The organism is Sphingopyxis sp. JAI128 (assembly GCF_014207235.1).
Taxonomy (GTDB): Bacteria; Pseudomonadota; Alphaproteobacteria; order Sphingomonadales; family Sphingomonadaceae; genus Sphingopyxis.
Window position 1 is genome coordinate 332375 of the sequence record NZ_JACHDA010000002.1, and the last position, 26076, is coordinate 358450.

Here is a 26076-nt window from a genome sequence, read left to right on the forward strand (position 1 = left end):
GTACCCTCTGGGGTTGAATGGGCATTCACGATGCTGCGCGACGGAAGCAGGTTCAAATGAAGTTCTTCGTTGTATTTGTATTGACCCTCGCGGGCACCGCTGCCTCGGCACAATCGTCCGACGACAAGATGGAGGCCTTCGTCCAATGCAGGGTCGACGGTCCCCGGACATATGCACTGGCATTGGGCCACGAGCTTCGCAACGATCAGCATGGCAGATATTATACGCGGCCTATGCGCGTTGATGTGCCAAGGTCGCAATTTGAACGGCGACGCGCAACAATTCCGGATAACCCTTGGGGGGAAGAGTCGACCGACCGGGATGCATTCCGCGAGCTGTACGGAGATGAAGCGCTCGAACGGATAGGACTCTCCTTTGCGCAGCGGGTCTGGGGCGATCAGATCGGCACACGCCCCCAAGACGCGGCAGGCGTGGGACAATGGAAACCGGGTAATCTTTTTTGCTTCATGAATAGAAGTCTCTCGCAATTCCAGCGCATTGAGTACGACAACGATAGATACGGGAGACAGATTCAGATTCCGACCGACTGGATCATGGACCGCACTATTTCCCTGACTGGCGAGTACAAAAAGGAGCAGCAGGCGAAGCCAATCTCCACCACGTCGCCCGGCCGCAGGGCCGACATCGTCATCCAGGATGCAACGCCCGCCCGGGCGACCCCCGAGGAGATGGCCGCGTCGCTGCTGCAGTCCAAGCGGAAGGAAGCCGCGCAGATGGCCAAGGCCGCCGCTGAGAGCGCCCGGAACAACGCCGATATCAAGGCTAAGATCGCCAAGGCGGTGGAAGAGGCCCGCAAGCGGGGCAACGCCCAATGACGCCTCGCAGGTCCGCAATGGCGCTCGCGCTCCTTGCGAGCTTGGGCCTTGTATCGGCCACGCACGCGCAAACGCCCCGGTTCATCGAGGCGGGTGAGATCGTGACAGGCGAGCCGGGGCAATCGCAGACGTCCGATCTCTATCAATTCGTCGGAGTGGTAGGCAGCCAAGTCACCATCACCTTGGACACCCCAGGCCATGCCGCGCTGTCGATCTACGAACCACACGGAGAGGAAATGACCAGCGCAACGGGCAGCGGCACCGTGACGCTTCGTGCGGTCCTGCCGCTGACCGAAGCTTATACGGTCAGCGTCAGCCGGACGGATATCTCCGGGACTTACAGTCTCGGGCTTTCGGCAACTGAGCCGGATCTCCACCAGATGTTCTTCGCGCGAGGCATGGGCTACGAATCGCATCACCGTGACCCCGACGGAACCAATCCCTATATCGTGCGGTCCTGCTGGCTCGACCCCGGCAGAAAGATGCGCCGAATCTGGCCGAGAGGAATCGAAGAGCACACGCTCGGCCGCGACGGAATGGAATATATAGTCTCGACCATGGGTGGCGGGGAACCACGTTCTGTCGAGCGCCAGATTCGGTTCGAGGGAGCCAGTGCCATCTATCCCACCGCCCGTGCCGATGGAACGACCCGCTACACTAAGATCGCGCTCGACCTGGATACCGCGCGGGTCGGCCCATTCGGATCGTATCTGTGCGAGTAGCGGGACCGCAGGACGTGGGATGAGAAGCGGGGGCCGATCGTCCTGGCGGCCGAGGCGATGTCGATACGCCGGCGGGTCGTCACCCGCCGAATTTCGCGTCGTCGGGCATAACCGCCCAGTTCGTGTCCGCCGCCGCGATATAGCCCGCGCGGTCCTCGTCCCACTTCGCTTTCACTTCCCGGTTGAAATTGAGGTACAGCTTGCCGTCCACGACCGCATAGGTCAGCGGGTCGCCCGGCGCGAGATAGCCGCGCGACATCGCCCATGCGCAATGCCCGCCATAACGCGGCATGAAGGCGTCGGGATCGGCCTGGAAACGCGCGGCATTGGCGGCATTGGCGAAATGATAGACGGCGCCGTCATGCTCGACGGCAAAGGCCGCGTCGCCCTTCACCGGCACGCCGTCGCCCTCGAAATAGCTCACCGTGTCATAGCCGCTGACCGCAATGTTGCCACCGTCAACACCGACATAGACCGGCTTGGCATAGGCATAAGGCGTAAAGGCCGCGAGCGACAGCGGCGCCGCCAAGGCGGCGAGCAGGGCGAACAGGGCTTGGTTTTTCACAATTAATCTCCATCTCGAAGGGATCGGCTCCGTGCCGCTCCCCGTCGCCCTCCGGTTCGCGCCGAAAAGCCAGTCGGTTACGCGGGCAGTTCGGCTTAGGTTCATCTGCGGCGATCCATCGCCCTTGCAGGGGATAAGGGGTCTGGGAATATGATCTGAATGACGCAAACCGCCGGCCTCGTCCTTCCCCTCCTCGCGGCGCTCGCTTTCGCCGCGCCCGCGCTCGCGCAGGACGACGACAGCCTCGCGCAGTCGGGCGAGCCGCCGCAGCGCACCTCGGTTCTCTACACCTATGGCGACGAACCCTGTCCCGAAGCGCAGGAGGGCGAGATCGTCGTCTGCGCGCAGCAACCCGAATCCGAACGCTATCGCGTCCCCAAGCAATTGCGCGAGGAATTGAAGGAGGACGAAGCGGTCGGCGGCGGCAGCTGGGCCTCGGCGGTCGACGGCTATACCAATGGCGCGGCGGCAGCGGGCCGGCCGAACAGCTGCTCGCCCGTCGGCAGCTATGGCTTCACCGGCTGCGCCGCCGCTGCGCTCCGCCAATGGTTCGAGGCGCGCCGCGCGCCCTGACCGCCCCGGCGCGCCCCGCACGCCCTCCGGCGTCTACCGCGTGCCGAACCGAAACGCTGCGTTTCTCCGCCGCTTGTTGACGCCCTCCCTCGCCTTCGCCTAGCTTCCGTCTCCCCAACAGGAGACCGTTCATGCGCCGCATTGCCCCCCTTGCCGCTATCGCCCTACTCGCCGCCGCCGCATCGCCGCTCGTCCTTGCGCAGGGCGCCTCGGCCCCCGGCGCCCCCGACAAGTCGCGCGTCACCGCCGGCACCTATGTCGCGGACCCGGGCCACACGATGGTCGTCTGGGAAGTCGATCATTTCGGCTTCAGCAAATATTCGGGCATTTTCGGCGATGTCGCCGGCACGCTCGTCATCGATCCCGCCAACCCCGCCGCGGCAAAGGTCGAGGTGACGATCCCCGTCGCCAAGGTCACCACCGCCAGCGCCGGGCTGACCAGCCACCTGCTGCGCGCGGGCAAGGACGGCGGCAAGCCCGACTTCTTCGGCGCCGCCCCCGCCGACGCCAAATTCGTTTCGACCGCCGTCGTGCTCGACGATGACGGCGACGAGGCGAAGGTGACGGGCAACCTCACCCTCAACGGCGTGACCAAGCCGGTGACGCTCGACGTCGATTTCCACGGCGCGGGCACCAATCCCTATAACAAGAAACAGACGATCGGCTTCCAGGCCGAAGCGACGATCAAGCGCAGCGATTTCGGCATCGCCTATGGCATCCCCGCGGTCAGCGACGCGGTCGAACTCGAAATCCACGCCGCGTTCGAAAAACAATAAAGCGCGCGCCGGGTGCGCGGCATCGGCCCGCGCTCCCCAATCTGTCACACATGGCCGCTATGACGGGGGCGGGACCAGCGATGGCCCCGCCCCTTTTCGTGCAGGAGCCATGCGATGAGCGAACTGGTACGCGAAATTGTCGAAGTGAATGCGTCGATCGACGGCGACGAGGAAAATCCGCTGCTGGTCGTCGAGGTCGAAGGCCTCGCCGCCACCGCGGGCTGGACCAACGTCCGGCTCGAACCGCATGTCGCCATCACCCCGCCCGAGGACGGCGTGCAGGATTTCGATCTCGTCGGCGACCGGCCGGCCACCCATTCTTCAGGCGACGCCGCCGAGGCGCTCGCCGAGGTCGAGGCCGGATGGGAAGGTCCGCTCGAGGATTGGTGCATCGGCGTGCGCGTCCACGCGATCGACAATATGATCGAAGACGAGATTTACGAACCCTGGGATGAGGACGACAGCGAGAGCGAGGCCGCCTGACCCTCCCCTCCAACGTTCCCCTGTACTGCGCCGGGCCGTGGGGCCCACCCTTTACCTGACAAGGCGGCCCGGCGGCATTTTCGGTTCATCGCACAGCCAGCCGGGGCGGCTTATCCTCCCCCTCGTCAAGGGAGGATCATCATGCGCAGCCTGCTTCTCGCTCTCGCGGCCCTGAGCGCCACGCCCGCCTTCGCGCAGGCCAACCCCCAGATCGACTATCCCGCCTTCCAGGCGCTCACCGCCCGCGTCGCGCCGCAGCGCGCGCAGCGCCTCGTCGCCTTCGACGCCTTCAAGGCCGAAGCGGCCAAACCCGGCGCCCTGCTCCTCGACGCGCGCTCGAAGGACGCTTTCCAGCGCGGCCATATCAAGGGCGCGGTCAACCTGCCGCTCACCGATTTCACCGCGGACAGCCTCGCCGCGGTGATCGGCGCCGACCCGAACCGTCCCATCCTTATCTATTGCAACAATAATTTCTCGAACCATAAAAGCCCGGTGCCGCTCAAATCGGCGCCGCTCGCGCTCAATATCCAGACCTTCGTCAACCTCGTCGGCTACGGCTATCCCAACGTCCGCGAGCTCGCCGACGTCGTCGATTTCACCGACCCGAAGGTCGAGTGGGTGACGGGTTAGGCTCCCGATCCCGCGCAATTTTCACACTCCCCCCTTGCCAAGCGCGACATTTTGAACCAATAGCCTGCCCATGCGTATGGGCGCCCTTCTTCTTCTGCGACTTACACGCCCTTGGGCGTGACACTGGCTGCGCGCTAGTCGCGGCCACCCGCTCAAGGGTCCGATCGACACCGACGCAACCACCAGAAGAAGTTAAACCGACATGACCATGCTCCGCGACCCCTCGGTCAAGTACAGCGCCTTCCCGCAGGTTCCCTTGGCGAACCGCGAATGGCCCACCCGCGTCACCACCAGCGCGCCGATCTGGCTCTCCACCGATATGCGCGACGGCAACCAGTCGCTGATCGACCCGATGGATGCCGAGAAAAAGGCGCGCTTCTTCGACCTGCTCGTCAAATGCGGCTTCAAGGAGATCGAGGTCGGCTTCCCCAGCGCCGGCGCGACCGAATTCGACTTCATCTCGGGGCTCGTGAAGAACGGCCGCATCCCGGGCGATGTCACGCCGCAAGTGCTGACGCAAAGCCGCGCTGACCTGATCCGCACCAGCTTCGACAGCCTCGAAGGCGCGAAAACCGCGATCGTCCACGTCTATAACGCGGTCAGCCCCGCGTGGCGCAAGATCGTCTTCGGCATGGAGATGGACGAGATCAAGGGCATCGCGATCGAGGGCGCGAAGCAGCTGCGCGACAATGCCGCGCGCCTCCCCGGCACCGACTGGCGCTTCGAATACAGCCCCGAAACCTTCTCGACCGCCGAGCTCGATTTCAGCATCGAGGTCTGCGAAGCGGTGATGAACATTCTCCAGCCCACCACCGACAAGCCGATCATCCTCAACCTCCCCGCGACGGTCGAGGCGTCGACGGCGAACATCTACGCCGACCAGATCGAATATTTCTGCAAGAACCTCCCGAACCGCGACCGCGCGATCATCAGCCTGCACACCCACAACGACCGCGGCACCGGCGTCGCCGCGGCCGAACTCGGCCTGCTCGCGGGCGCCGACCGCGTCGAGGGCTGCCTGTTCGGCAATGGCGAGCGCACCGGCAACACCTGCCTCGTCACCGTCGCGCTCAACCTGTACACGCAGGGCGTCGACCCTTGCCTCGACTTCTCGAACATCGACGAGGTCATCCAGACGGTCGAATATTGCAACAATCTGCCCGTCCACCCGCGCCACCCCTATGGCGGCGAGCTCGTCTACACGGCGTTCTCGGGCAGCCATCAGGACGCGATCAAGAAGGGCTTCGCCGCGCGCGAGCGCCAGAATGATCAGCGCTGGGAAGTCCCCTATCTGCCCATCGACCCCGCCGACCTCGGCCGCAGCTACGAAGCGGTGATCCGCGTCAACAGCCAGTCGGGTAAGGGCGGCGTCGCCTGGGTGCTCGAACAGGACAAGGGCCTGAAACTGCCCAAGAAAATGCAGGCGAGCTTCAGCCATGTCGTACAAGCCTTGGCGGACGAGACGAGCCGCGAACTCGGCGCCGAGGATATCTGGCACGCCTTCGAGCGCCAGTATCTCACCACCGAAGCCAAACGCTTCCAGCTCGTCGACTGGTCCGAAAGCCACGCGGGCACCGACCGCATCTTCGCCGGCAAACTCACCATCGACGGCACCCCCCGCAGCGTCAGCGGCCGCGGCAACGGCCTGATGTCGAGCGTCATCGCCGCGCTCAGCGAAAGCGGCGGCCCCGTGATGGACATCGTCGATTACAGCGAGCACGCGATCGGCCAGGGCAGCAATGTGCAGGCCGCGGCCTATGTCGAATGCCGCACGGCGGACGGAAAGAGCCTGTTCGGGTGCGGGCTCGACACCGACGTCGCGACGGCGAGCGTGCGGGCGATTTTGTCGGCCGCCAACGCCGCGTAAACGGCGGCGGCCCTTACAATAGGACCGCCGCCACCCCATATCACGGTCATCGCGGCACGCGTTTTCGTAGGCCGCCGCGGCTGAGAGACGTGCGCGCTCCCGCTTACGCAAGAGGAGCCGCCCCATGACATGTGAACTGCCCACCGCCCCCGTCCCCGTCCCCGTCCCCGTCAAGACCCCCACCAAAGGCCGGTCGAACAACCTGTTTCGTCCAAAGCGCACCCCGCTGCCGCGCGACGATGCGCAGCGGCAGGGCGATATCAGCAGCCTCGCCTTTCTGACGATGGGCGGCCGCGACCCCGCGGTCGCCTTCCTCAACGACGAAAACCCCGCGCTCGGCGGCCGCCCGCTCGCCGTCGCGACCGCGAGCGCCGAAGGCTATGCGCGCGTCGCCGCCGCGATCCACGCCTGGTCGCCGGGTCCGGCCGCCGGATGAGCCGCGCGATGAACCTCGCTTTGCCCGAAAGCGAAGTGAACGCGCTCTGCACCGCCGCGGGGATCAGCGTCAGCGCGATCGAACCGCTGCCGTCGGGCGGCACGCACCTCGTCTGCACGACGGGCGAGGGAGCCGACGAAATCCGCCTGCGTCTCGCCGACCACCTGATCGAGGGAGCGGTCACACGCTATCGCTTCTATCGTCCGCCGGACAAATAGGCCGCGCCCCGCACAGCGTCAGCGGCGGCGGCAACGGCCCGATGTCGAGCGTCATCGCCGCGCTCAGCGAAAGCGGCGGCCCGGTGATGGATATCGTCGATTACAGCAAGCACGCGATCAGCCAGGGCAGTAATGTGCAGGCCGCCGCCTATGTCGAATGCCGGGAAGAGCCTGTTCGGCGGCGGGCTCGATACCGACGTCGCGACGGCGAGCGTGCGGGCGATTCTAAGCGCGGCGAATGGGGCCTGAACAATCCTCCCTGTTGCGCAGCAATGGGGAGGGGGACCGCGCCCGAAGTGCGTGGTGGAGGGGCAACTAGCGCAACGCCAAAATCGTCCGAACCAACCCGTCGACCACGCCGTCGACATCCTTCAACACATCCGCAGCGGCCACCCGAACCACCTGAAACCCCCGCGCCATGAGCCATTCATCCCGCACCGCATCGCGCTCGACGCGAGCATCATGCGCCAACCCATCCACCTCCACGATCAACCGCCCCTCGGCCGCATAAAAATCCGCCACATAGGCTCCCACCGGATGCTGCCGCCGAAATTTCACGCCACCCGGCCGCAAGCGCAACCGCTGCCACAAAAGCACCTCCGGCGGCGACATCTCCCGCCGCAACCCCCGCGCCTTCCTGACCGTCGCTTTCGAAGTCTGCCGTATATCCAACCTCCCCAACCCAATCCTCCCCGTGGCGAAGCCATGGGGAGGTGGCAGCGCGAAGCGCTGACGGAAGGGCAATAACGCCACCGTCGCCGCCCCTCCACCACCCTGCGGGCGGTCCCCCTCCCCCTGCCTACGGTACGGGGAGGAAATCAGAAAGCACAACCAACCCCACCCCGGACCAACCCCCAAATCCTCCCTGTCGCGAAGCGATGGGGAGGGGGACCGCTCGCGCAGCGAGTGGTGGAGGGGCGAAAGCAACGCCACAACGACGGTTCAACATTAGCTGGACTACATTTATGCCGCGTTTTAGCTTCCAACCCTGCACGTCGAAGTTGGGAGGGGCTATGTCGGTCGCAGTAAAAATTCCCAAGAAGGTTCAAGATCGCCTTCTCAGCGGAATAAAAAGATACCAGCCTATCGTTCGCAAGATGGTCGCTCGCGATATTTCGGAGGCTGACACCGTTACCGTCATCAAAGACATGCTGAACGACATCTTCGGTTATGACAAATATGTAGAAGTCACGAGCGAACAACAGATCAGAGGCACCTTTTGCGATCTTGCAATCAAGGTCGAAGGTAAAATTCAGTATCTGTGCGAAGTGAAGTCGGCCGGCACCACGCTCAACGACAACCATCTTCGCCAGGCCGTAAACTACGGCGCTCATCAGGGCATCGAATGGGTCATCCTGTCGAACGCTATCGTCTGGAAAATCTATCGGATTAAATTCGCTCAACCCATCGAGGGGGAAGAGGTGCTGTGCTTCGATTTCTCGCAGATCACGAGATCGGCCGATGATATTGCAAAGCTCTTCATGCTGTGCCGGGAAAGCATCAACAGCGAGACGTTGGACGCATTCCATAGGCAGGCACAGATCGTAAATCGTTATGTCATTGCAGCAACTCTGCTGTCGGATGGCGTCATCGGAGCGCTGAGAAAGGAGTTTCGCCGACTTTTTGATGGCCTCAAAGTCACGGACGCCGATCTTCGCGTCATACTGGCCAATGAAGTCATCAAGCGCGATGCTCTGGACGGCGACGGTGCCACGGCAGCAAAAGGCGTGATGAAGAAGGCAGAAGGCTCATTGCGACGGAAAGCTGCCAGAGCTGCCAAATCGACGGCTTCGACCAAGTAAATCCCCCTTTCCTACATTTCACCCATATGGTTCATTCTGTCGGTTTCACCCAACCGAAAGGACGAATCGATGGACGACGCCGCCCCCAATCCCGCCGACATCCCCGCCCCCGGCAGCTATCATTGGACGCCCAAACTCCAGCGCGCGTTTCTGGAGAGCCTGGCGACCACCGGGTCGGTGAAGATCGCCAGCACGTCGGTCGGCATGTCGCCGCGCGCCGCTTACGACCTTCGGCACAAGCCGCAGGGCGCGGCGTTCAAGCTCGGCTGGGCGGCGGCCACCCTGATCGCGCGCTCCCGGCTCGCCGACGAGCTGCTCGACCGCGCGATCTGGGGGCATGACGAGATGACCACCGTCATGCGCGAAGAGGACCGCAGCCTGTACAAGCGCCGCCGCATCGAATCGCGCCTCGGCCTCGCGATGCTCGCGCGGCTCGACAAGATGGCCGAAACGCGGGCGCAGGCGGGCGAAGAGATGCTCGCACAGATCATCGCCGGCGACTGGCCGGGCTTCCTCTCGCTCTTCGACGCGGCCGAAGCCGCACGCGGCGGGGCCGAGGCCGCGCGCGCCGCCGACGCCTCCACCGCCGACGACGCGACACCCGAAACCGAACCGGACGCCGGCGCCGCAAACGGCCTCGCCGCCGCGCTCGCGCTCTGGCTCGCCGGCCGCGACAATCGCGCGAACCCGCTCGCCAGCCTGTGGCGCGGCACCGCGATCGCGAATGAAGTTGCGCAGATTTCCGCCGATTCCAACGCCGATCCCGAACGCGCTGACGAGGACGGGCCCACCCCCGAGGAAGCGGCCGCCGCGATGACCGTCTGGTACGACGACGCAAATGAAGAATTGCGCACCAACTTCCCCCCGCCCGAGGGGTTCGCCGGCGCCGAGGAAGGCCGGTTCGGCGATGCCGACTATGAACGCGCGCTCGACATCGACGAGGAAGTGGCGTGGGAGGCCGCGCATGCCGAGGCGGTCGAACCGCTGCGCCGCGCGGGCGAGGTCGCGCGCCGCGCCTTCTTCGCGCTCCCCGCCCCCGCCAACGACCCCGCGCCCGCGGGCGGAACGGCCCGGAAAAGCGCGGGCGGTTGAGCGCTTCCTGCACCGCAATGCCGCGATGCCTTGGCAGAAGGCGAAGGAAATCGCGCGCGGCACGCCGAAATAATCGCGAATATTGCGGTGGCGGGGGAAAATATAACCGCACCGGGAGCATAGATTGTGTGTGCGTCGCGCCGCTTTAAATCGCTGTCGCCGATCCGCGCAATTTCGTTGCAATTTGCACTGCACCTTGACTTTTGGGGAACAATCGCCCATATAGGCCTCGCTAACGTCGCATGCGACGGAATTTGACGGCCTCTTGGGGCAGACTCTTCCCTTCACACGCTACCAGCTCCGCCGGTGCTTTTGCCGGTGGATTCCCGTTTCTCGTGAAAGGAAACACCCCATGGCCATCGGCACCGTAAAATTCTTCAACAATGACAAGGGCTACGGCTTCATCGAAAATGAAGACGGCTCGGGCGACAGCTTCGTCCACATCACCGCGGTCCAGGCCGCGGGCATGGACACGCTCGACAAGGAACAGCGCGTTTCCTACGAACTCGAAACCGGCAAGAACGGCAAGGTTTCGGCCGTGAACCTCCAGTCGGCCTGATTATTGGCCAAAGAGGAACTCATGACGTTCGAGGGGCAGGTCGATGAGATCCTGCCCGACGGACGCTTCGGCGTCATACTCGAAAATGGTCATCGGGTGATCGTCTATACGGCTGGCCGGATGCGGCGTTTCCGCATCCGGTCGGTCGTCGGCGACGCCGTGCGCGTCGAAATGACGCCCTACGACCTGACCAAGGGTCGCCTCGTCTACCGCGAACGCGGGGGCGGGCCGGTCCCACCGAGCCAGCGCAAACGGCGCGGGCTCTGACCGAAAAGGCTGGCGGACCGCGCCGGCTTCAAACAAGCAAATACCTGACATAAAAGATAAAGATGATGACTATGTTCAATACCAATACTGCAATTTTCCCCGCTCTGCCCGCGCTGTCGCTGGCCGGCAAGGCGATGACGGCGACCCCGCCGCGCCGCCGCCGCCCGACGCTGTCGCGCCGCGAGCTCCAGCGCCTGATCGCCGAAATGGTCGATTGATCGACCCTCCCCCCAATCGAAGGAAGCAGCCATGTCGGCCACGATCGAATTTTATGTCGCACAGGCCGAAAAATGTTCGGCCGAGGCCGAGGCGTCGGCGCTGACGCAGGTTCGCGACCGCAATTTGCGTGCCGCGGCGGCGTGGCAGGCGATGGCCGACAAGCTGCTCCACACCGAAAAGCTCCGCGCCGAAAAGACCGCGGCGGTCGCGGCCGAAAAGGCCTAGCGCGCCGCGCTGTGCGCCGCCCTATCGGGCGTCGCGTTCGGCGCGGCGGCGGCGCCACAGGATCAGGCCCGCGACGCCCAGCCCGAACAGGCCGAACATGCCCGGTTCGGGCACCGGCACCGCGCCGCCCGAACTTGTCCCGCCGCCGCCACTCGACGTGCCGCCCCCGGTCGAGCTGTCGCCGCCGGTCGAGGTTCCTCCCGACGGCGGCGTGACATATCCGCCCTTGAAGGTGCCGATATGCATCTCGCCGTCCTGCTTCAAATTGCCGAACACCGCCGATCCCTGGATATAATTGCGCGTCTCGGCATCGGCGAGCGGCGCCAGCACCGACCCACCCCACGCCGTGCTCAGCGTCAATTCCTCGGCATCGGGGAAATTCCAGATGACATGTTCGCCGAGGTTGTTGGTGCCGCCAAGGAAATTGTCGTCGAGCCTCACCGACCGCCCGCCGACATTGACGATCGCGGTGTCGGCGCCGTTCAGGTTGAACTGGATCTCGCCGATCCGGTCGAGGTCGGCGGCGCTGATGTCGAACACCGCCAGCCCCTGGCCATTGGGCTGGGCGTTGAAAATGCCGCGGCCCGCCTGCACTGTCAGCGGGCTGTTGGCCGCGAGCGTCGCCATCTCGAACGACAGGCTGCCCATGCTGCTCTTGAGGTCGGCCTTCTGCTGCTGCAACCCCAGCCCGAACGTCGGATCGCTCCGATCGAGGTTCGACAGCACCTTATTCTGGTTGACGTTGGTGTTGCTGATCGTCCCGCCGACCTTCACAATCTGGTTCGGACCGTTGAGGTTGAAGCCGCTTGTCACATTGCCGCCGACGACGGCGCCCGATCCGTTGTTCAGATTCTTGTGGCCGCCGGTGATGTTGCCCACGACGGTCAGCCCCGGCTGGCCGTTGGGCGAGCTAGTGGCGCGGATGCCGTAATTCGACGAATTGCCGGTCAGATTGCCGCCGACGAACGTGCGCCCCTCGACCTCGGAAGAGGATTGCAAATTGCCGAGGACGACGAGATTCCATTCACGCAGCGCGTCGATGCCGGTGACACTGCCCGCCTGCTGCGCGAGCGCCGGGGTCATCGCAATCGCGGCAAGCGCGGCGGGAAAGAGGATGCGGGTCGAAAAATCCACGGTTGGCGTATCCAAAGTCGAAGGGCAAGGCGCGGCGCCATAGGGCATCCACCGACGACCATATATCGAAGTGCGACAAAGCGTTGTCCTGTAATGAAACAATCGTGCGTTTATACCGGGCAGCCGTGGCAAAAACGCGGCGGGTCCGGCTCAGCCGACCGACAGAAAGGCGGTCACCGTCAACCTGCCCGCGCCGGGATCGGCCGACAGCGGATTGTCCGGCGAAATTGCTCCGCTGTGGAGGTTCCAGCTGCGGTAGAACAATGCGCGATTATAGCGCGCCGGTTCGCTGCGGACGCATTCGAACAGCGGAGTGTCGCCCTGCATATAGGCGGGCGGGGGCGTGCCGCCATATCGCATTTCGGTGTCGAGATGGCGAAAGAACAGGTCGCGCCGCGCCTCGTCCACCGTCTCGAACCCCGTCGCCCGGTGGCGATAGAAGGCGGTTCCGTCGCCGTCTTGGGGCGAAAGATAATGGACCAGTGCGATACGGTCGGCGGCAAAGGCGTCGACATGCGGCAGGCGCTGCGGAAGCGAAAGCGCGCCGGCCGGGGTCGAGACGATCGAAAAGCTGGCGTCGACGATGGTGACGGGACCAGCGCGGCCAAAGGCTTCGGCCGCGACCGCCTCGATGACGGGCAACTGGTGGGCAAGATAATCGGCGGGCAGCGCGGCGCGGACGCCCGGATAATGGTGGAGCGCCGGGACGAAATCCGCCGCCGTCGCGTAACGGCGCAGCGCATCGGGATCGGGTACGAAATCGTCGACAATAGCCAGCGGCTGCGCCTCGGCGCCTATCCGTTCGACGCGGACCATGGTCATGGTGCGCAAGCCGCGGCGCGCGCCAGCAGGAAGTCGCGCTCGCGCTCGTTCGCCGCCAGCGCGGCGGCCGCTTCAAACTCGGCGCGCGCCTCGCCGGTTCGCCCGGCGCGGAACAGGAAGTCGCCGCGCGCCGCCGGAAGCGGTGCATAATTTCGTAGCAAAGCCGCGTTGGCGATATCGTCCACCAGCCGCAGTCCCGCTTCCGGACCGAAGGCCATGCTATGCGCAACCGCGCGATTCAGCTCGACCACGGGCGACGGCACGACCTCGGCAAGCCGGTCGTACAGCGCCGAAATTCGCGCCCAATCGGTCGATTCGGCCGAACGCGCCCGGGCATGACAGGCCGCAAGCGCCGCCTGCAGCACATAGGCGCCGTCCGTGCCGCCCAGCGCTTCGGCGCGGTCCAGCGCGTTCAGCCCGCGTCGGATCAACAGCTGGTCCCAGCGTGCGCGATTCTGCTCGGTCAGCGGAACGAAACGCCCGTCGACGTCCGCACGCGCCGCCAGCCGCGACGCCTGGATTTCGACCAGTGCGAGCAATCCCACCACCTCGGGTTGCTCGGGCATCAGCCCGGCGAGGATACGCGCCAGCCGCTGCGCCTCGGCACACAGCGGGGGGCGTACGAGCGATGGTCCGGCGGTCGCGGCATAGCCTTCGTTGAAGATCAGATAGACGACCTCCAGAACCGACCCCAGACGCGCCCGAAGTTCGGCGCCACGCGGCACCTCGAACGCCACGCCGGCCTTGGCGATCGCCTTCTTGGCGCGGGTGATCCGCGCTGCGATCGCGGCCTCGCTCGACAGGAAAGCCCGCGCAATTTCCTCGACGGTCAATCCGCCGACCAGCCGCAGCGTCAGTGCGGCGCGCGCTTCGGGTGACACTACGGGATGGCAGGCGGCAAAGATCAGCCCGAGCAGTTCGTCGCCCAGCGGATCGTCGCGCGCCGCCTCGATCGCCTCGGCGCTCATGTCGGTTTCCGCATCCCGTTCGCGTGCGATTTCGGCATGTTTCCGCTCCAGCATCGACTGGTGCCGCGCGCCGTCGATCAATCGACGTTTGGCCGCGGCGGTCAGCCAGGCGCCGGGCCGGTCGGGGACGCCGCTCTTCGGCCATTCGGTCAGCGCGCTCAGCAGTGCCTCCTGCGCAAGCTCCTCGGCCCGGTCGACGTCGCGCGTCATCCGCGCCAGCGTGGCGATCAGGCGCGCGCGCTCGATCCGGAATACCGCCTCGATTGCCCTGTGGGTTGGGTCCGCCGCCATACCGGCCTTGTCCGCGAAAGCGGATGCCAAGACAAGGCGGGCGGCGGACATGACCGCTTATTCGCCGCCGATCCGATCGCGCAACGCCTGCTCGTGCGCCACGATTTCGGGCGTCGCGGCCTCGCCGAAATCTTCCATTTCGTAAAAGGGACGGATTTCCAGGTCGCTCGGCCCGCGCATCGGATTAGGGCAGCGCTTCGCCCAGGCGACCGCTTCGTCCATATCCTTGACTTCCCAAATCCAGTATCCCGCGACCAATTCACGCGCTTCGGCGAAAGGGCCGTCGATCACGGTGCGATTCGGGCCATCGAAGTGGATCCGCTTGCCGAAGGACGACGGCTTGAGCCCGTCGCCCGCGACCATCACGCCGGCATTGACCAACTCCTCGTTGAACTTGCCCATCGCCTCGAACATTTCGGTCATTTCGTCGGCCGGCGGCAGGCCCTGTTCGCTATCGTCGGTCGCTTTCACAAATACCATCACTCGCATTTTTCGTCTCCTTCTGTCCGGCCAACAGCGGCTCGTATCCAGACGACGAACGAGCCATCCTCAAATCGACACGAGCCAAGAAAAAAATTTCAGGCGACCTCCGCCAGCGACTGCGGGGTCGAAAAACGCTGCCGATATTCGTGCGGCGACACCCCGATCAGGCGGTGGAACAGTTTACGAAAGGCGGCCGCATCCTCATAACCGACGCTCCACGCGATCTGGTCGACCGTGCGCTTCGTAAATTCCAGCAGTTCGCGCGCCGTGCCAACACGCAGATGCTGGACATATTCGACCGGGGTCATGCCGGTGGCAGCCTTGAACCGGCGCTGGAACGTCCGCTCTTCCATCCTCGCCTCGCCCGCCATTTCCGCCACCGGAACCGGGCCGGCGCCGCGGGCCTGCAACCAGTGCTGCACCTTCAATATCGCCTCGTCGCCATGGGTCAGCTTCGGCGCGAAGCTCGCATAATTTTTCTGTTCGCGCCCCGACGGATCGATCAGCAGGAAACGCGCGGTCTCCATCATTACTGTGGGGCCGAGCAGGCGCTCAACGATGCGCAGCCCCAAGTCGGTCCATGCCATCAACCCGCCGGCGGTAACGATGTCGCCGTCGTCGACAACCATCCGGTCGGCCTCCAGCCGAACATCCGGAAATCGCGCCTTGAACTCCTCAGCGAAATACCAGTGGGTCGTCGCCGGCCGCCCCGCAAGCAGCCCCGTCGCGGCGAGCGCAAAGGCGCCGCCGCAATTCGACGCAAGCACCGCGCCATGCGCATGGCGGTCGAGCAGCCAGCGCGCGTAGGGCTCGACCTCGCCCGGCTCGAGCAGCTTGTGCAAGGTCCCCGGCGCGATCAGCACCGCGGGCGAGTTGCCCCCCGGTTCGCCAGGGTGGCTGTCGTAAGATCGCTGAAACCCTCCACCTTCCTGCAAACGCCAGTGGCTCGCGCGGATCGGTCGCCGTCCATGCTCGACCGCAAAGCGCCCCGCAACGTCGAACAGGTCGGTGATCCCATGCACCATACCCATCTGGCAGTCGGGATAGGTCATCACCCCGACCTCGATAAGCGGCGGATCGACGGCGTCGGGCATCTTCAGCTTGGGCACGTCGGCTCCCTCATCGCACACTTGTCGGAATCGGCCCGCATAATGTCGTGTCCGCCAATCCCGCGCAAGAGCGTCCCGGCCTATCTCCTGTTTCACCGGGACGGACATCTCGCTCCCCTCAATCGAAAGGAACCATATCATGACCACGATCGCCACCAAGGACGGCACCAACATCTTCTTCAAGGACTGGGGTCCGAAGGATGGCCAGCCGATCGTCTTTTCGCACGGTTGGCCGCTTTCGGCCGACGCATGGGACGCGCAGATGGTCTTCTTCGCGAACCAGGGCTTCCGCACCATCGCCCACGATCGCCGCAGCCACGGACGTTCGGATCAGGTATGGGACAATAATAATATGGACCAGTACGCCGACGACCTCGCCGAACTGATCGAACAGCTCGACCTCAAGGACGTCATCCTCGTCGGTCATTCGACCGGCGGCGGCGAAGTCACCCGCTATATCGGCCGCCATGGCACCGCGCGGGTCGCCAAGGTCGGGCTGATCGGCGCGGTGCCCCCGCTGATGCTCAAAACCGAAGCCAATCCGGACGGCTTGCCGCTCGACGTTTTCGACGGCATCCGCAAGGGCACCTTCGACAACCGCGCGCAATTCTTCAAGGATCTGACGCTGCCCTTCTACGGCTACAACCGCGACGACGCGGTCGTCTCCGAAGCGGTGCGCGACGAATTCGTGCGGCAGGGCATGAACGGCGGGCTCAAGGGCCTGCTCGACAGCATCCGCGCCTTTTCGGAAAGCGACTTCAACGAAGATTTGGCGAAGTTCGACAAGCCCACGCTCGTCCTCCACGGCGACGACGACCAAATCGTGCCGATCGGCGCCGCCGCGCTCTCGACCGTGAAGATCGTCAAGCAGGCCGTTCTCAAGGTCTACAAGGGCGGCAGCCACGGTCTCACCGTCACCGAGCAGGATCGCTTCAACGCCGACCTCCTCGATTTCATCAACAGCTGAACGAACGGGCGGGCGGCGACGGGATCGCCGCCCCTTCCGGACAGGGAGTAAAGACCATGATCCTCGGCCTCACCATATCGCAGTTCGCCGCCCTCCATGTCGCGATCAGCCTCGTCGGCATCGGTGCGGGCCTTATCGCTCTTCCCGCCCTTGTGCGCGGACGCCGTCTCCGCCGCACCAACGGCATCTTTCTCTGGACGACCCTGCTCACGAGCCTAACCGGCTTTCTCTTTCCGATCGTCGCCCTCACCCCAGCGCTCGGTACCGGCATCCTCTCGACGCTCATCCTCGTCTTTGCCTTTGCGGCCTATTACGACCGCAAGCTCGTGGGCCGGGCCGCCACCGTCTATGCGGTCAGCGCCACCGCCGCGCTCTACCTCAACATGTTCGTGCTCGTCGTTCAGTCCTTCCGGAAGGTGCCCGCCCTCAACGCGCTGGCACCGAACGGCACCGAACCCCCGTTCGCCGCGGCGCAAGGCGCACTCCTTCTCGCCGCGATCCTTTTCGGATATTTCGCGGTCAAGGCGAGCCGGCGTCCCATCGCCGCCTGACCACCCGCACGCTAACGATCCAAGGGCGGCCATCGGGCTGCCCTTGTCGCGTCAGGCCCAAAGCGCGTTGAGTGCGATGATGATCGCGACCTCGGTGAAATTGCCAAGGCCATGCGCGACGATCGGCGCTAGCAGGCTCCGCGACCGCTCCATCAACCAGACATAGACTAGCCCCCACGCAAAGGCGTAAATCTGCTGCGCCATCGCCTGATAAAAGGGGTCGACCGCAAACGACTTCCAGTGCGCCAGCCCGAACAGCAGCGCCACCAGGTAAGCCGCGACCGGCAGGTCGAGCGATCCGATCCGCAGCCGCCCCGGCACCAGCGCGACGAGCATCCCGACAAGCAGCCCGCGAAAGATCGTTTCCTCCGCCAGCCCGGTCGTGATCATGCCGAGCAGATAGCCCGCCGAATCGAGGGGCGCCTTCGAATAGCTCATGTTCGGCGCCGTCTGCGCGGCGAGCTCGGGCCAATAATCTGCCACGAGCATCACCAGTCCCATTCCGATGCCGATCATCGCGGCGATCCCGACATAGCTTGCGCCTGGCGGCCAGCGCAGGTGCGCGTCGGCAGCGGGCAGCAGTCGGCGCATAGCAAGGATCCCGACGAAGCCGAGCAGCGCCTGGAATGCGATCGCGAGCAGCAGGAACACGGAAATATAGCCGTCCCAAAGCGGCGCCCCGGCAAAATAGAGTTCGCGCGCGGCAACGCGGCCAAGTTCCAATATGGTCTGCATCAACACCGCGGCGAGCAGGATCGGCCACAGGCGGAAGCGAAAGTCGGTCAGCGCCACATGCCGGCGCAGCGAAGCGGGGGAGAGACTTGTCATGGACCGGGTCTAGGCGCGAAGCGTCCCGCACTTCTTGAACGAATGTGATGCACGGCAGGTTTCGACCGGTAGTTGTCATAAGATCCTCCCTGTGGCGCAGCCATGGGGAGGTGGCAGCGCGAAGCGCCGACGGAGGGGCAAATGGCGCGACGCTGCGGCCCCTCCACCACGCCCTGCGGGCGCGGTCCCCCTCCCCCACAGGGAGGATATTCCACCCTTCGTCATCCCGGACTTGATCCGGGATCCATCGCGGCGTCGAAGTCATGGACTCCGGATCAAGTCCGGGGTGACGAGGGAGGCTGACTGTGACGCCTCCCCACTCCAAAGGCGACCTCCGCTACGCCGCCCCTATCCGCCAGCGCCGCGGTGACATCCCGGTCAGCCTCGTTACCGCTCGCGTCATATGCGCCTGGTCGGCATAACCCGCCTCGACCGCAATTCCGGCAAGGCCGTCGTCGCTTCCGACGATCATCCGCCATGCCCGCTTCGCTTGACAATCGGCTCGATAGGCGGCGGGCGACACGCCATAGAGCTTTTCGAAACTGCGCGAGACATGCTCGCGCGACTGGCCCCGCGCCGCCGCCCATTCGCCGATCCGCGCCGAAGCCGTTACGCGCAGCGCTGCGGACAATTGATCCGGCAAGTCTTCCTCCGCGTCCGCCGCCGCCGGCACGAGCCCGCGCAGCAGTGCTGCGACGGCCTCGACCGGATCGCCGCGTTCGGCAAGCCGGATGATATGATCGGGATCGCCAATCCGCGCCCGCGCTGGCCATCTGCGGCCGTCGAACGGCAGCGGCAGATCGAGCACGGCGGTCCGCTGCCTCGAAATGCGGTCGCGGTGCGCCGAAAAAGGGCCGTGGAGCAGTACATCGCCTTCGCGCGCCGCGATCCGCCCGGCATCGCCTGCCTCCTCATACGCGCCAGCCAGCACGATTGTCGCATAGGGCTCGCGATGATTATGCCGAGCAATATCGGCCGCGGCGGGCAACAGGCTGGGCCGGAACAAATGCATTGCGGCATCCTGCAAGCCGAAAACACCGATCGCAACCCGCTCCGGACCAACATGTCGCAGCCGTCGATCAACCGCAGGCCACCCGCCTCTTCGCCCATCGCAACAAGCCTTGCGCACCCTTCCGTTTACGTTAAGGTCAGTTGAATAGAGCAATCGGAGAGACTGATTCATGGCCCTTCCGCCGATATTTGACCGCCTTCGCCTTCCTGTCATTGGGTCGCCGCTCTTCATCGTCTCGGGTCCCGACCTCGTCATCGCCCAGTGCAAGGCGGGGATCGTCGGCAGTTTCCCCGCATTGAATGCGCGCCCGCAGTCGCTGCTCGACGAATGGTTGCACCGGATCACCGAGGAACTTGCGGCGTGGGACCGCGACAATCCCGATCGGCCGTCGGCGCCTTATGCGGTCAACCAGATCGTCCATAAATCGAACGACCGGCTTGAACAGGATATCGCGACATGCGCCAAGTGGAAGGTGCCGATCACGATCACGTCGCTCGGCGCGCGCGAGGAACTTAACCAGGCGGTCCATGGCTGGGGCGGCATCACGCTCCACGACGTGATCGACGACCGTTTCGCGCGCAAGGCTGTCGAAAAGGGCGCCGATGGCCTGATCCCTGTCGCAGCGGGAGCAGGCGGCCACGCCGGCCGTCAGTCCCCCTTCGCGCTCGTACAGGAAATCCGCGAATGGTTCGACGGCCCCGTCGCGCTTTCGGGCGCGATCGGTCATGGCCGCTCGATCCTCGCCGCACAAGCGTGCGGCGCCGATCTCGCCTATATCGGCAGCGCCTTCATCGCAACGTCCGAAGCCAATGCCGAGGACGGCTACAAGAACGGCATCGTCGAAGGACGCGCCGCCGATATCGTCTATTCGAACCTCTTCACCGGCGTCCACGGCAATTATCTCCGCCAGTCGATCGTGTCGGCGGGCATGGACCCCGAAAATTTGCCCGAAGGCGATTTGAAGACGATGAACTTCGGCTCGGGCGGCAACACCAAGGCCAAGGCATGGAAAGACATATGGGGCTCGGGTCAGGGCATCGGTCCCGTCACCGCCGTCCGCCCGGTCGCCGAATTCGTCGCGGCGCTTGAGGATCAATATCTGGCCGCACGCCGCGAGCTGGAGGCAAAGGTACGGCTTTAGGCCGGATACTCCGTTTCCGGCGATTGCCGCTTTGGGGTGGAGCGCCGTCACAGTCAGCTCCCCCTCGTTTGCAATCGGTCGAAACCCGCCATCCGCGCCGCTCACCCCGTCCCGTAAAACCGCGCCAACCGGTCGAGCGCCAGCCCGAGAACCAGTTTTCCCGACCGCGCAGGCCAACCAAGTCCCTTCTCCGCGCCGCCGATCCCTTCCCCGGCGCAAATCACCCGCCAGCAAATGTCGGCGAGCCCCGGCCCCGCTGCATCGAGCGCGGCGTGAAAACGCCTGTGTGCATCGATGCGCGCCAGCGATGCGTCCGACGCCCGCGCGCCGCCGCGGCTTTTGCCCGGGGGGGTGGCGTCCCAGCGCATCGTGACCCGCGCCGCCAACCCCGCGCGCTCGTAATCGCTGCGAAGCCGTTCGCCCGCCGCGAGCTGCGCCGGGGTGACCATTCCGCGCGACGCCAGCCAGAGAATCGGACTCTCGGCGGCATTGACCGTCACATGCCGCATCACCTGCGGCCCCATCTTGCCCGGATCGATCCGGTCGTCGGGATGGAGGCGGGTTTCAAGACGGCGTGCGGTCATGCGAATCTCCTTTACTGCACACCGGGCTTGACCCTGGATTATTTTGTAGGAAAGAAGAAACCGATTTGGTTATTTGAGGATCTGCCATGATCAACAGCATCCGTGCCGTCCGCCGGGCCAAGGGCCTGACGCTTGAGGAGGTGGGGCAGCGCTGCGATCCGCCAACCACTGCGCAGACGATCGGCCGTCTCGAAACCGGCACGCGAACCTTGTCGCTCGGCTGGATGAACCGCATCGCCAAGGCGCTCGGCGTCGAAGCCGCCGAACTCGTCCAGCTACCGCAAGACACGCAACTCAACATCACCGCATTGCTCGGCGCCGATGGCGCGCAGGCACCGACACGTACCGAGCAGGCGCTGACAGCGCGACCCGGTGAGGATATGGTCGCTGTGCGCGTTACCTCGTCGATCGGCGATTACCGCGCGGGGGATGAAATCTGGTGCCGCCGGATCGAGGGCGACTGGGGACAAGCGCTCAACCGCGACCTGCTCGTGCCCCGCCCCGCCGGGCGCTTCTTCTTCGCGCGCCTGCTCAACGTCGACGGCGAGAAATTGCACCTGCTCCCGCTCGGCACCGGCCAGCGCCAGCAGGTCGTGAACAACCCGCCCTGGGCCGCCGTCGCCGTCCGCCTGCTCCGCACGCTCTGAATGTCCTCCGCACGCCCTCTGCGCGTCCTGTCGATCGCAACGCTCTTTCCCGACGCCACGCGGCCGAACTTCGGCCTGTTCGTGGAAAAAAGCCTTCGCGCGCTCGCAGCGCAGCCCGGCATCCGGTTGACCGTCGTTGCCCCCGTTGGACTGCCGCCCTTTCCGCTGTCACTGCACAAGCGCTATCGCGCGCTGCGCGCGCTGCCGCCAGCCGGTGATTGGAATGGGCTCTCGGTCCTGCGGCCGCGCTTTGCGCCGATCCCGCGGATCGGTGCGCGATCAAACCCGGCCAAGGTTGCGCGCGCCGTCCTCGCCGCCGTAAAAGGCCGCAAATTCGACATCGTCGATGCGCAATTCTTCTATCCCGACGGTCCTGCCGCGATGCGCGTAGCGGATGCGCTCGGTCTCCCCTTCTCGGCAAAGGCGCGCGGCGCCGATATCAGCCATTTCGGCCATGATCCGGCAACGTCGTCGCAGGTGATCGAAGCGGGCGCAAAGGCCGCGGGCCTGCTCGCCGTTTCGGCGGCGATGCGCGGCGACATGGCCGCCATCGGTATCGATGCGGCGAAAATAGCCGTCCATTACACCGGCATCGATACCGCGCGCTTCTATCCCGGTGACCGCGCGGCCGCGCGCGCGGCACTCGGCTTGGATGGCGCCGCCGCGATCCTGTCCGTGGGCGCGTTGATCCCGCGCAAGGGGCAGGCGTTGGTGATCGAAGCGCTACCGGCACTGCCAGACGTCCATTATTGGCTCGCCGGCGCCGGCGAAGCCGAGGGCGCCTATCGCGCCCTCACGGCAAGGCTGGGCGTTGAAAAGCGCGTTCATTTCCTGGGACCGGTCGCAAATGCCGATCTGCCGCAACTCTATCGCGCCGCCGATGCCGTGGTCATGCCCTCGGTCAGCGAGGGCCTCGCCAACGCATGGGTCGAGGCGCTGGCGTGCGGCACCCCGATCGTCATCAGCAACGCGGGCGGCGCCGCCGAACTGGTCACCTCGCCCGTCGCCGGCCGCATCGTCGATCGCACGCCGGCAGCCATCGCCAAAGCCGTGCAGGCGATCCTTGCCGCGCCTCCGCCGCCGGCCGAGGTCGCCGCCAGCCTCGGCGGGCGCTTCGATTGGGAACGCAACGGCCTTGAGCTCGCCGCACATCTGCGCAACTGCGCCGGTCGCTAGATACGGCAACGCCGGCCCGCTTTAGAAAGCGGGCCGGCGCCGACGTTCACAAATTGAATGGCCTCAGACGACCGCGCCGTCGTCCTTGCGCTCGACGCGCTCGCCGCCGCCCATCCCGGCGGTGGTGCGCGGAATGAAGCTGTCAGGCCCGACCTTCAACCATACGAGCACGGGCGTCGACATCAGCACCGACGAATAGCCGCCGATGAACACGCCGAACAGCATCGCGGCGGTGAAACCGAAGATCACGTCGGGGCCGAAGATCAGCAACATGCCGAGCGCCAATACCATCGCCACCGTGGTCATCACGGTGCGCGACAGCGTCTCGTTGATGCTCAGGTTGAGCAGCGGGACGATGTCCATCTTGCGATATTTCTTCAGATTCTCGCGTATTCGGTCATATACGACGATCGTGTCGTTGAGCGAATAGCCGACGATCGTCAGCAGCGCCGCGACGCTGTTCAGGTCGAACTGCATCTGCGTCACCGCAAACAGGCCGAAGGTCAGCGACACCTCGTGGAACAGCCGGCCGAGCGCGCCGACCCCGAACTGCCATTCGAAGCGGATCCAGATATAGATGGAAATCCCGATGATCGCGAGGCCGAGGCTGATCGCGCCGGTCCGGATCAATTCGCCCGACACCTTGCCCGACACGGTCTCGACCGATCCGGTCTTTGCGGTCGGAAAGGCCTTCTGGATACCCGCGACCAATTGCTGCCCCGCGCGTTCGGCGGCGGACTTGTCGCCTTCGGGCAGCGCGGTGCGGATCGATATCGCCTTGTCCGATCCGAACTGCTGGATCGTCGCCTCGCCAAGGCCGATCTTGCCTACCTTTTCGCGAATTTCGTCGATCGGCGGCATGTCCTGGGTGAATTCCACGCGGACCGACTGGCCGCCGACAAAGTCGACGCCAAGGTTCAGCCCCTTTGTCGCGACCAGCGCGATCGATATCGCCACGAGGAAAAAGCTCATGAACGAAGCCCATTTCCGCCAGCGCAGGAAATCGATGTTGGTGTTGTCGGGGACGAGTTTCAGCAAGCGCATCGTTCCGCTCCCTTAAATGTTGATCGTCGTCGGGCGCTTGGTCCGCAGCCAATGGGCGACGAACATGCGCGTGACGGTAACGGCGGTGAAAACGCTGGTGACGATGCCGATGGTCAGGACCACGGCAAACCCCTTGATCGGGCCCGACCCGAACCAGAACATCAGCGCCGCCGCGATGACATTGGTGACGTTGGCGTCGAAAATTGCGCGGCTCGCTTCGGTGTAGCCCAGTTCGATCGCCTGGAACACCTTGCGCCCGCGCGCGAGTTCCTCGCGTATGCGCTCGTTGATCAGCACGTTCGCATCGACGGCGGCACCGATCGTCAGCACGAAACCGGCGATGCCCGGCAGCGTCAGCGTCGCGTTGAATGCCGCCATGATCGCAATGATCAGGAAGACGTTGAAGACCAGCGCGACACAGGCATAGACCCCGAACCGCCCGTAAACGACGAGCATGAGCACAAGCACCGACACCGTCGCGATGATGCCCGCGATCGCGCCCTTGCGGATCGAGTCGGCGCCGAGTTCGGGGGTGACCGTCCGCTCCTCGACGACGGTCATCTTCACGGGTAGTGCGCCCGAACGGAGCGAGATAGCCAGAGCGTTGGCACTCGCGACGCTGAAGCTACCCGAAATCTGCGCGCTGCCGCCCAGGATCGGTTCCTTGATCGACGGCGCCGACAGCACCTTGCCGTCGAGCACCATCGCGAAGCGCTTGCCGACATTCTGCGCCGTCACCTTCGCGAAGGTGCTCGACCCGCCCGAATCGAAGCGGATCGAAACGACCGGCTGGTTGTTCTGCGGGTCATAGCTTTGCTGGGCGTTGATCAATTGCTCGCCGCTGATCATCACCTGGCGGCGCAGCACTTCGAACGCCGCACCATTGCCTTCACCCTCGGCATAAGGGACGATTTCGCTGCCAACGGGCACGCGGCCCGCGGCGGCTTCGTTCGGGTCGGCGTTGGTATCGACCATGCGGAACTCGAGCCGCGCGGTCTTGCCGATCAGTTCCTTGAGCGCGGCCGGGTCCTGAAGCCCCGGAACCTGCACGACGATACGATCGGTGCCTTCGCGAATGATCGTCGGCTCGCGGGTGCCGAGGTCGTCGACGCGCTTCGCGATGATATCGCGCGCGGTATCCATCGCGTTCGCCACGGCCTGCGTCTGTCCCGCGCTCGTCGGCGTCATGACGATCCGGGTCACGTCGATGACGTCGATGCTCCAGTCGCGCTGGCCGGTCAGGCCGGCACCCTGCGTTTCGCTGAACAGCCGCTCGCGCGCTTCGTCGAGCTTCGCCTGATCGCGCACGAGGAAGCTGATTTTGCCGCCTGCGTTCGACAGTTCGCCGATCGCGATGTCGTCGTCGGGCCCGCGCTCGCCGCGCATCGCGGTACGCACGGTCTTTTCCATGTTGGTCAGTTGGGTCTTGCGAAGGTCGGCGACGTCGGCCTCGAGCAGCAGGTGGCTGCCGCCGGCCAGGTCGAGACCCAGGTTAACCTTCGCCTGCGCGACCGAAGGCAGGCTGTCGCGCGTCTTTTCGGGAAGGAAGCTGGGAATGGAAAAGAGGATACCGAGCAGCAGGATGATGCTGATGCCGATGGTCTTCCAGCGCGGGAAATCGAGCATGGTCTAAAGTCCGATTGCAAGAGCGGGACCGCGCGGGACGCGGACCCCGTCGCGTCAGTCGTTGGCGGGCTTGCCGCCGGGCTGCATAACGTCGGCCAGGGTCGACTTCACGACCTTGATCTTCACGCCCTGCGCAATTTCGACATCGACGAAATCGTCATCGACACGCGTCACCTTGCCGACGATCCCGCCGCCGGTCACGACCTGGTCGCGCGGCTTCACCGCCGCGACCTTGGTGCGATGTTCCTTCGCGCGCACCTGCTGGGGGCGAATTAGGAAGAACCAGAAAACCGCGAAAATCAGGAGATAGGGCACCAGCATCAAAAGGCCGGCTGTTCCGCCGCCCGATCCGGCAGCCTGGGCCAGAAGCAATTGCATCGACATGGGTGAAAAGACTTTCTGTTTGCAGCATTGCCCGCTCCC

32 protein-coding genes and 2 pseudogenes are annotated in these 26076 nt (G+C 64.9%); 21 read left to right on the forward strand and 13 right to left on the reverse strand.

Annotated features, from left to right (window positions below; all coding sequences use genetic code 11):
* Window positions 1-56: 56 nt before the first annotated feature.
* Both HDC35_RS05525 and HDC35_RS05530 read left to right on the forward strand, forming a co-directional pair.
* Window positions 57-836: a hypothetical protein gene (locus HDC35_RS05525; RefSeq protein WP_184644506.1), complete on the forward strand. Its 780-nt coding sequence runs from the start codon at window positions 57-59 to the stop codon at window positions 834-836.
* Between the two features lie 17 nt (window positions 837-853).
* Entirely contained in the window at window positions 854-1558 is a 705-nt protein-coding gene (locus HDC35_RS05530; RefSeq protein ID WP_184644508.1) for a hypothetical protein, read from the forward strand.
* A gap of 79 nt (window positions 1559-1637) precedes the next feature.
* On the opposite strand, the gene HDC35_RS05535 is transcribed toward HDC35_RS05530, so the two are convergent.
* On the reverse strand, window positions 1638-2123 hold the full coding sequence (locus HDC35_RS05535) for a YHS domain-containing (seleno)protein (protein ID WP_221438132.1): 486 nt from the start codon (window positions 2121-2123) through the stop codon (window positions 1638-1640).
* Between the two features lie 159 nt (window positions 2124-2282).
* Here HDC35_RS05535 and HDC35_RS05540 point away from each other — a divergent pair, with 159 nt between their 5' ends.
* The 8 genes and pseudogenes from HDC35_RS05540 to HDC35_RS05575 form a co-directional block, all read left to right on the forward strand.
* On the forward strand, window positions 2283-2696 hold the full coding sequence (locus HDC35_RS05540) for a hypothetical protein (RefSeq protein WP_184644510.1): 414 nt from the start codon (window positions 2283-2285) through the stop codon (window positions 2694-2696).
* Window positions 2697-2827: 131 nt separating this feature from the next.
* On the forward strand, window positions 2828-3472 hold the full coding sequence (locus HDC35_RS05545) for a YceI family protein (RefSeq protein WP_184644512.1): 645 nt from the start codon (window positions 2828-2830) through the stop codon (window positions 3470-3472).
* Between the two features lie 114 nt (window positions 3473-3586).
* On the forward strand, window positions 3587-3955 hold the full coding sequence (locus HDC35_RS05550; RefSeq protein ID WP_184644514.1) for a hypothetical protein: 369 nt from the start codon (window positions 3587-3589) through the stop codon (window positions 3953-3955).
* A gap of 141 nt (window positions 3956-4096) precedes the next feature.
* Entirely contained in the window at window positions 4097-4585 is a 489-nt protein-coding gene (locus HDC35_RS05555) for a rhodanese-like domain-containing protein (RefSeq protein ID WP_184644516.1), read from the forward strand.
* 202 nt (window positions 4586-4787) lie between these two features.
* The gene (gene leuA, locus HDC35_RS05560) at window positions 4788-6452 is read left to right on the forward strand and encodes a 2-isopropylmalate synthase (RefSeq protein WP_184644518.1); all 1665 of its coding nucleotides are present in this window, start codon (window positions 4788-4790) and stop codon (window positions 6450-6452) included.
* Window positions 6453-6576: 124 nt separating this feature from the next.
* Complete coding sequence (locus HDC35_RS05565; protein WP_184644520.1) at window positions 6577-6888, forward strand: antitoxin Xre/MbcA/ParS toxin-binding domain-containing protein; 312 nt, start codon at window positions 6577-6579, stop codon at window positions 6886-6888.
* Window positions 6889-6896: 8 nt separating this feature from the next.
* Entirely contained in the window at window positions 6897-7106 is a 210-nt protein-coding gene (locus HDC35_RS05570; protein WP_311770720.1) for a hypothetical protein, read from the forward strand.
* A gap of 14 nt (window positions 7107-7120) precedes the next feature.
* A pseudogene (locus HDC35_RS05575) lies at window positions 7121-7355 on the forward strand (alpha-isopropylmalate synthase regulatory domain-containing protein); the annotation flags it as partial.
* A 66-nt stretch (window positions 7356-7421) separates the two neighbouring features.
* On the opposite strand, the gene HDC35_RS05580 reads toward HDC35_RS05575, so the two are convergent.
* Window positions 7422-7787 carry a DUF559 domain-containing protein gene (locus HDC35_RS05580; protein WP_311770732.1) on the reverse strand — a complete coding sequence of 122 codons (366 nt, stop codon included), beginning with the start codon at window positions 7785-7787 and terminating at the stop codon, window positions 7422-7424.
* Window positions 7788-8119: 332 nt separating this feature from the next.
* Between HDC35_RS05580 and HDC35_RS05585 the strand changes: the two genes are divergently transcribed.
* The 6 genes from HDC35_RS05585 (at window position 8120) to HDC35_RS05610 (ending at window position 11270) form a co-directional block, all read left to right on the forward strand.
* Window positions 8120-8908, forward strand: a complete 789-nt coding sequence (locus HDC35_RS05585) for a type I restriction enzyme HsdR N-terminal domain-containing protein (protein ID WP_184644524.1) — start codon at window positions 8120-8122, stop codon at window positions 8906-8908.
* A 69-nt stretch (window positions 8909-8977) separates the two neighbouring features.
* Window positions 8978-10000, forward strand: a complete 1023-nt coding sequence (locus tag HDC35_RS05590; RefSeq protein ID WP_184644526.1) for a hypothetical protein — start codon at window positions 8978-8980, stop codon at window positions 9998-10000.
* A gap of 352 nt (window positions 10001-10352) precedes the next feature.
* A complete protein-coding gene (locus tag HDC35_RS05595; protein WP_184644528.1) occupies window positions 10353-10559 on the forward strand; it encodes a cold-shock protein in 207 nt (68 codons plus the stop codon).
* A gap of 3 nt (window positions 10560-10562) precedes the next feature.
* Window positions 10563-10826 carry a translation initiation factor IF-1 gene (gene infA / locus HDC35_RS05600; protein WP_184644529.1) on the forward strand — a complete coding sequence of 88 codons (264 nt, stop codon included), beginning with the start codon at window positions 10563-10565 and terminating at the stop codon, window positions 10824-10826.
* 71 nt (window positions 10827-10897) lie between these two features.
* A complete protein-coding gene (locus HDC35_RS05605; protein ID WP_184644531.1) occupies window positions 10898-11044 on the forward strand; it encodes a hypothetical protein in 147 nt (48 codons plus the stop codon).
* A 31-nt stretch (window positions 11045-11075) separates the two neighbouring features.
* Window positions 11076-11270: a hypothetical protein gene (locus HDC35_RS05610; protein WP_184644533.1), complete on the forward strand. Its 195-nt coding sequence runs from the start codon at window positions 11076-11078 to the stop codon at window positions 11268-11270.
* 21 nt (window positions 11271-11291) lie between these two features.
* Here the strand turns inward: HDC35_RS05610 and HDC35_RS05615 are convergent, their stop codons facing one another.
* From HDC35_RS05615 to HDC35_RS05635, 5 genes and pseudogenes are all read right to left on the reverse strand, one after another.
* Window positions 11292-12353, reverse strand: coding sequence for a choice-of-anchor A family protein (locus tag HDC35_RS05615; RefSeq protein WP_260397603.1), 1062 nt, complete (start codon window positions 12351-12353; stop codon window positions 11292-11294).
* Window positions 12354-12554: 201 nt separating this feature from the next.
* A complete protein-coding gene (locus HDC35_RS05620; RefSeq protein WP_184644537.1) occupies window positions 12555-13226 on the reverse strand; it encodes a DUF6445 family protein in 672 nt (223 codons plus the stop codon).
* Window positions 13223-14485: an RNA polymerase sigma factor gene (locus HDC35_RS05625; RefSeq protein ID WP_184644539.1), complete on the reverse strand. Its 1263-nt coding sequence runs from the start codon at window positions 14483-14485 to the stop codon at window positions 13223-13225. The genes HDC35_RS05620 and HDC35_RS05625 overlap by 4 nt, the downstream gene beginning before the upstream one ends.
* A gap of 129 nt (window positions 14486-14614) precedes the next feature.
* Window positions 14615-14974 (reverse strand): annotated as a pseudogene (locus tag HDC35_RS05630) (YciI family protein); the annotation flags it as partial.
* Between the two features lie 89 nt (window positions 14975-15063).
* Complete coding sequence (locus tag HDC35_RS05635) at window positions 15064-16077, reverse strand: GlxA family transcriptional regulator (protein WP_311770721.1); 1014 nt, start codon at window positions 16075-16077, stop codon at window positions 15064-15066.
* Window positions 16078-16216: 139 nt separating this feature from the next.
* Between HDC35_RS05635 and HDC35_RS05640 the strand changes: the two genes are divergently transcribed.
* Both HDC35_RS05640 and HDC35_RS05645 read left to right on the forward strand, forming a co-directional pair.
* A complete protein-coding gene (locus HDC35_RS05640; RefSeq protein WP_184644543.1) occupies window positions 16217-17044 on the forward strand; it encodes an alpha/beta fold hydrolase in 828 nt (275 codons plus the stop codon).
* Between the two features lie 56 nt (window positions 17045-17100).
* Window positions 17101-17595, forward strand: a complete 495-nt coding sequence (locus tag HDC35_RS05645) for a hypothetical protein (protein ID WP_184644545.1) — start codon at window positions 17101-17103, stop codon at window positions 17593-17595.
* Between the two features lie 51 nt (window positions 17596-17646).
* On the opposite strand, the gene HDC35_RS05650 is transcribed toward HDC35_RS05645, so the two are convergent.
* On the reverse strand, window positions 17647-18423 hold the full coding sequence (locus HDC35_RS05650) for a CPBP family intramembrane glutamic endopeptidase (RefSeq protein ID WP_184644547.1): 777 nt from the start codon (window positions 18421-18423) through the stop codon (window positions 17647-17649).
* Window positions 18424-18760: 337 nt separating this feature from the next.
* On the reverse strand, window positions 18761-19435 hold the full coding sequence (locus HDC35_RS05655) for an AraC family transcriptional regulator (protein WP_184644549.1): 675 nt from the start codon (window positions 19433-19435) through the stop codon (window positions 18761-18763).
* Between the two features lie 169 nt (window positions 19436-19604).
* Here HDC35_RS05655 and HDC35_RS05660 point away from each other — a divergent pair, with 169 nt between their 5' ends.
* Window positions 19605-20576: a nitronate monooxygenase family protein gene (locus HDC35_RS05660; protein WP_184644551.1), complete on the forward strand. Its 972-nt coding sequence runs from the start codon at window positions 19605-19607 to the stop codon at window positions 20574-20576.
* A 101-nt stretch (window positions 20577-20677) separates the two neighbouring features.
* On the opposite strand, the gene HDC35_RS05665 is transcribed toward HDC35_RS05660, so the two are convergent.
* Entirely contained in the window at window positions 20678-21160 is a 483-nt protein-coding gene (locus HDC35_RS05665) for a DUF6456 domain-containing protein (protein ID WP_221438134.1), read from the reverse strand.
* Between the two features lie 86 nt (window positions 21161-21246).
* Between HDC35_RS05665 and HDC35_RS05670 the strand changes: the two genes are divergently transcribed.
* Both HDC35_RS05670 and HDC35_RS05675 read left to right on the forward strand, forming a co-directional pair.
* The gene (locus HDC35_RS05670; protein WP_184644553.1) at window positions 21247-21807 is read left to right on the forward strand and encodes a helix-turn-helix domain-containing protein; all 561 of its coding nucleotides are present in this window, start codon (window positions 21247-21249) and stop codon (window positions 21805-21807) included.
* On the forward strand, window positions 21808-22983 hold the full coding sequence (locus HDC35_RS05675) for a glycosyltransferase (RefSeq protein WP_184644555.1): 1176 nt from the start codon (window positions 21808-21810) through the stop codon (window positions 22981-22983).
* Window positions 22984-23046: 63 nt separating this feature from the next.
* Here HDC35_RS05675 and secF read toward each other — a convergent pair whose 3' ends face one another.
* The 3 genes from secF to yajC are packed head-to-tail and all read right to left on the reverse strand — an operon-like array spanning window position 23047 to window position 26037.
* Window positions 23047-24027, reverse strand: a complete 981-nt coding sequence (gene secF / locus HDC35_RS05680; RefSeq protein ID WP_184644557.1) for a protein translocase subunit SecF — start codon at window positions 24025-24027, stop codon at window positions 23047-23049.
* Window positions 24028-24039: 12 nt separating this feature from the next.
* Window positions 24040-25653: a protein translocase subunit SecD gene (secD, locus tag HDC35_RS05685; RefSeq protein WP_184644559.1), complete on the reverse strand. Its 1614-nt coding sequence runs from the start codon at window positions 25651-25653 to the stop codon at window positions 24040-24042.
* Between the two features lie 54 nt (window positions 25654-25707).
* Window positions 25708-26037 (reverse strand): preprotein translocase subunit YajC, encoded by a 330-nt coding sequence (gene yajC / locus HDC35_RS05690; protein WP_058802072.1) that lies wholly within the window; start codon window positions 26035-26037, stop codon window positions 25708-25710.
* Window positions 26038-26076 lie beyond the last annotated feature (39 nt).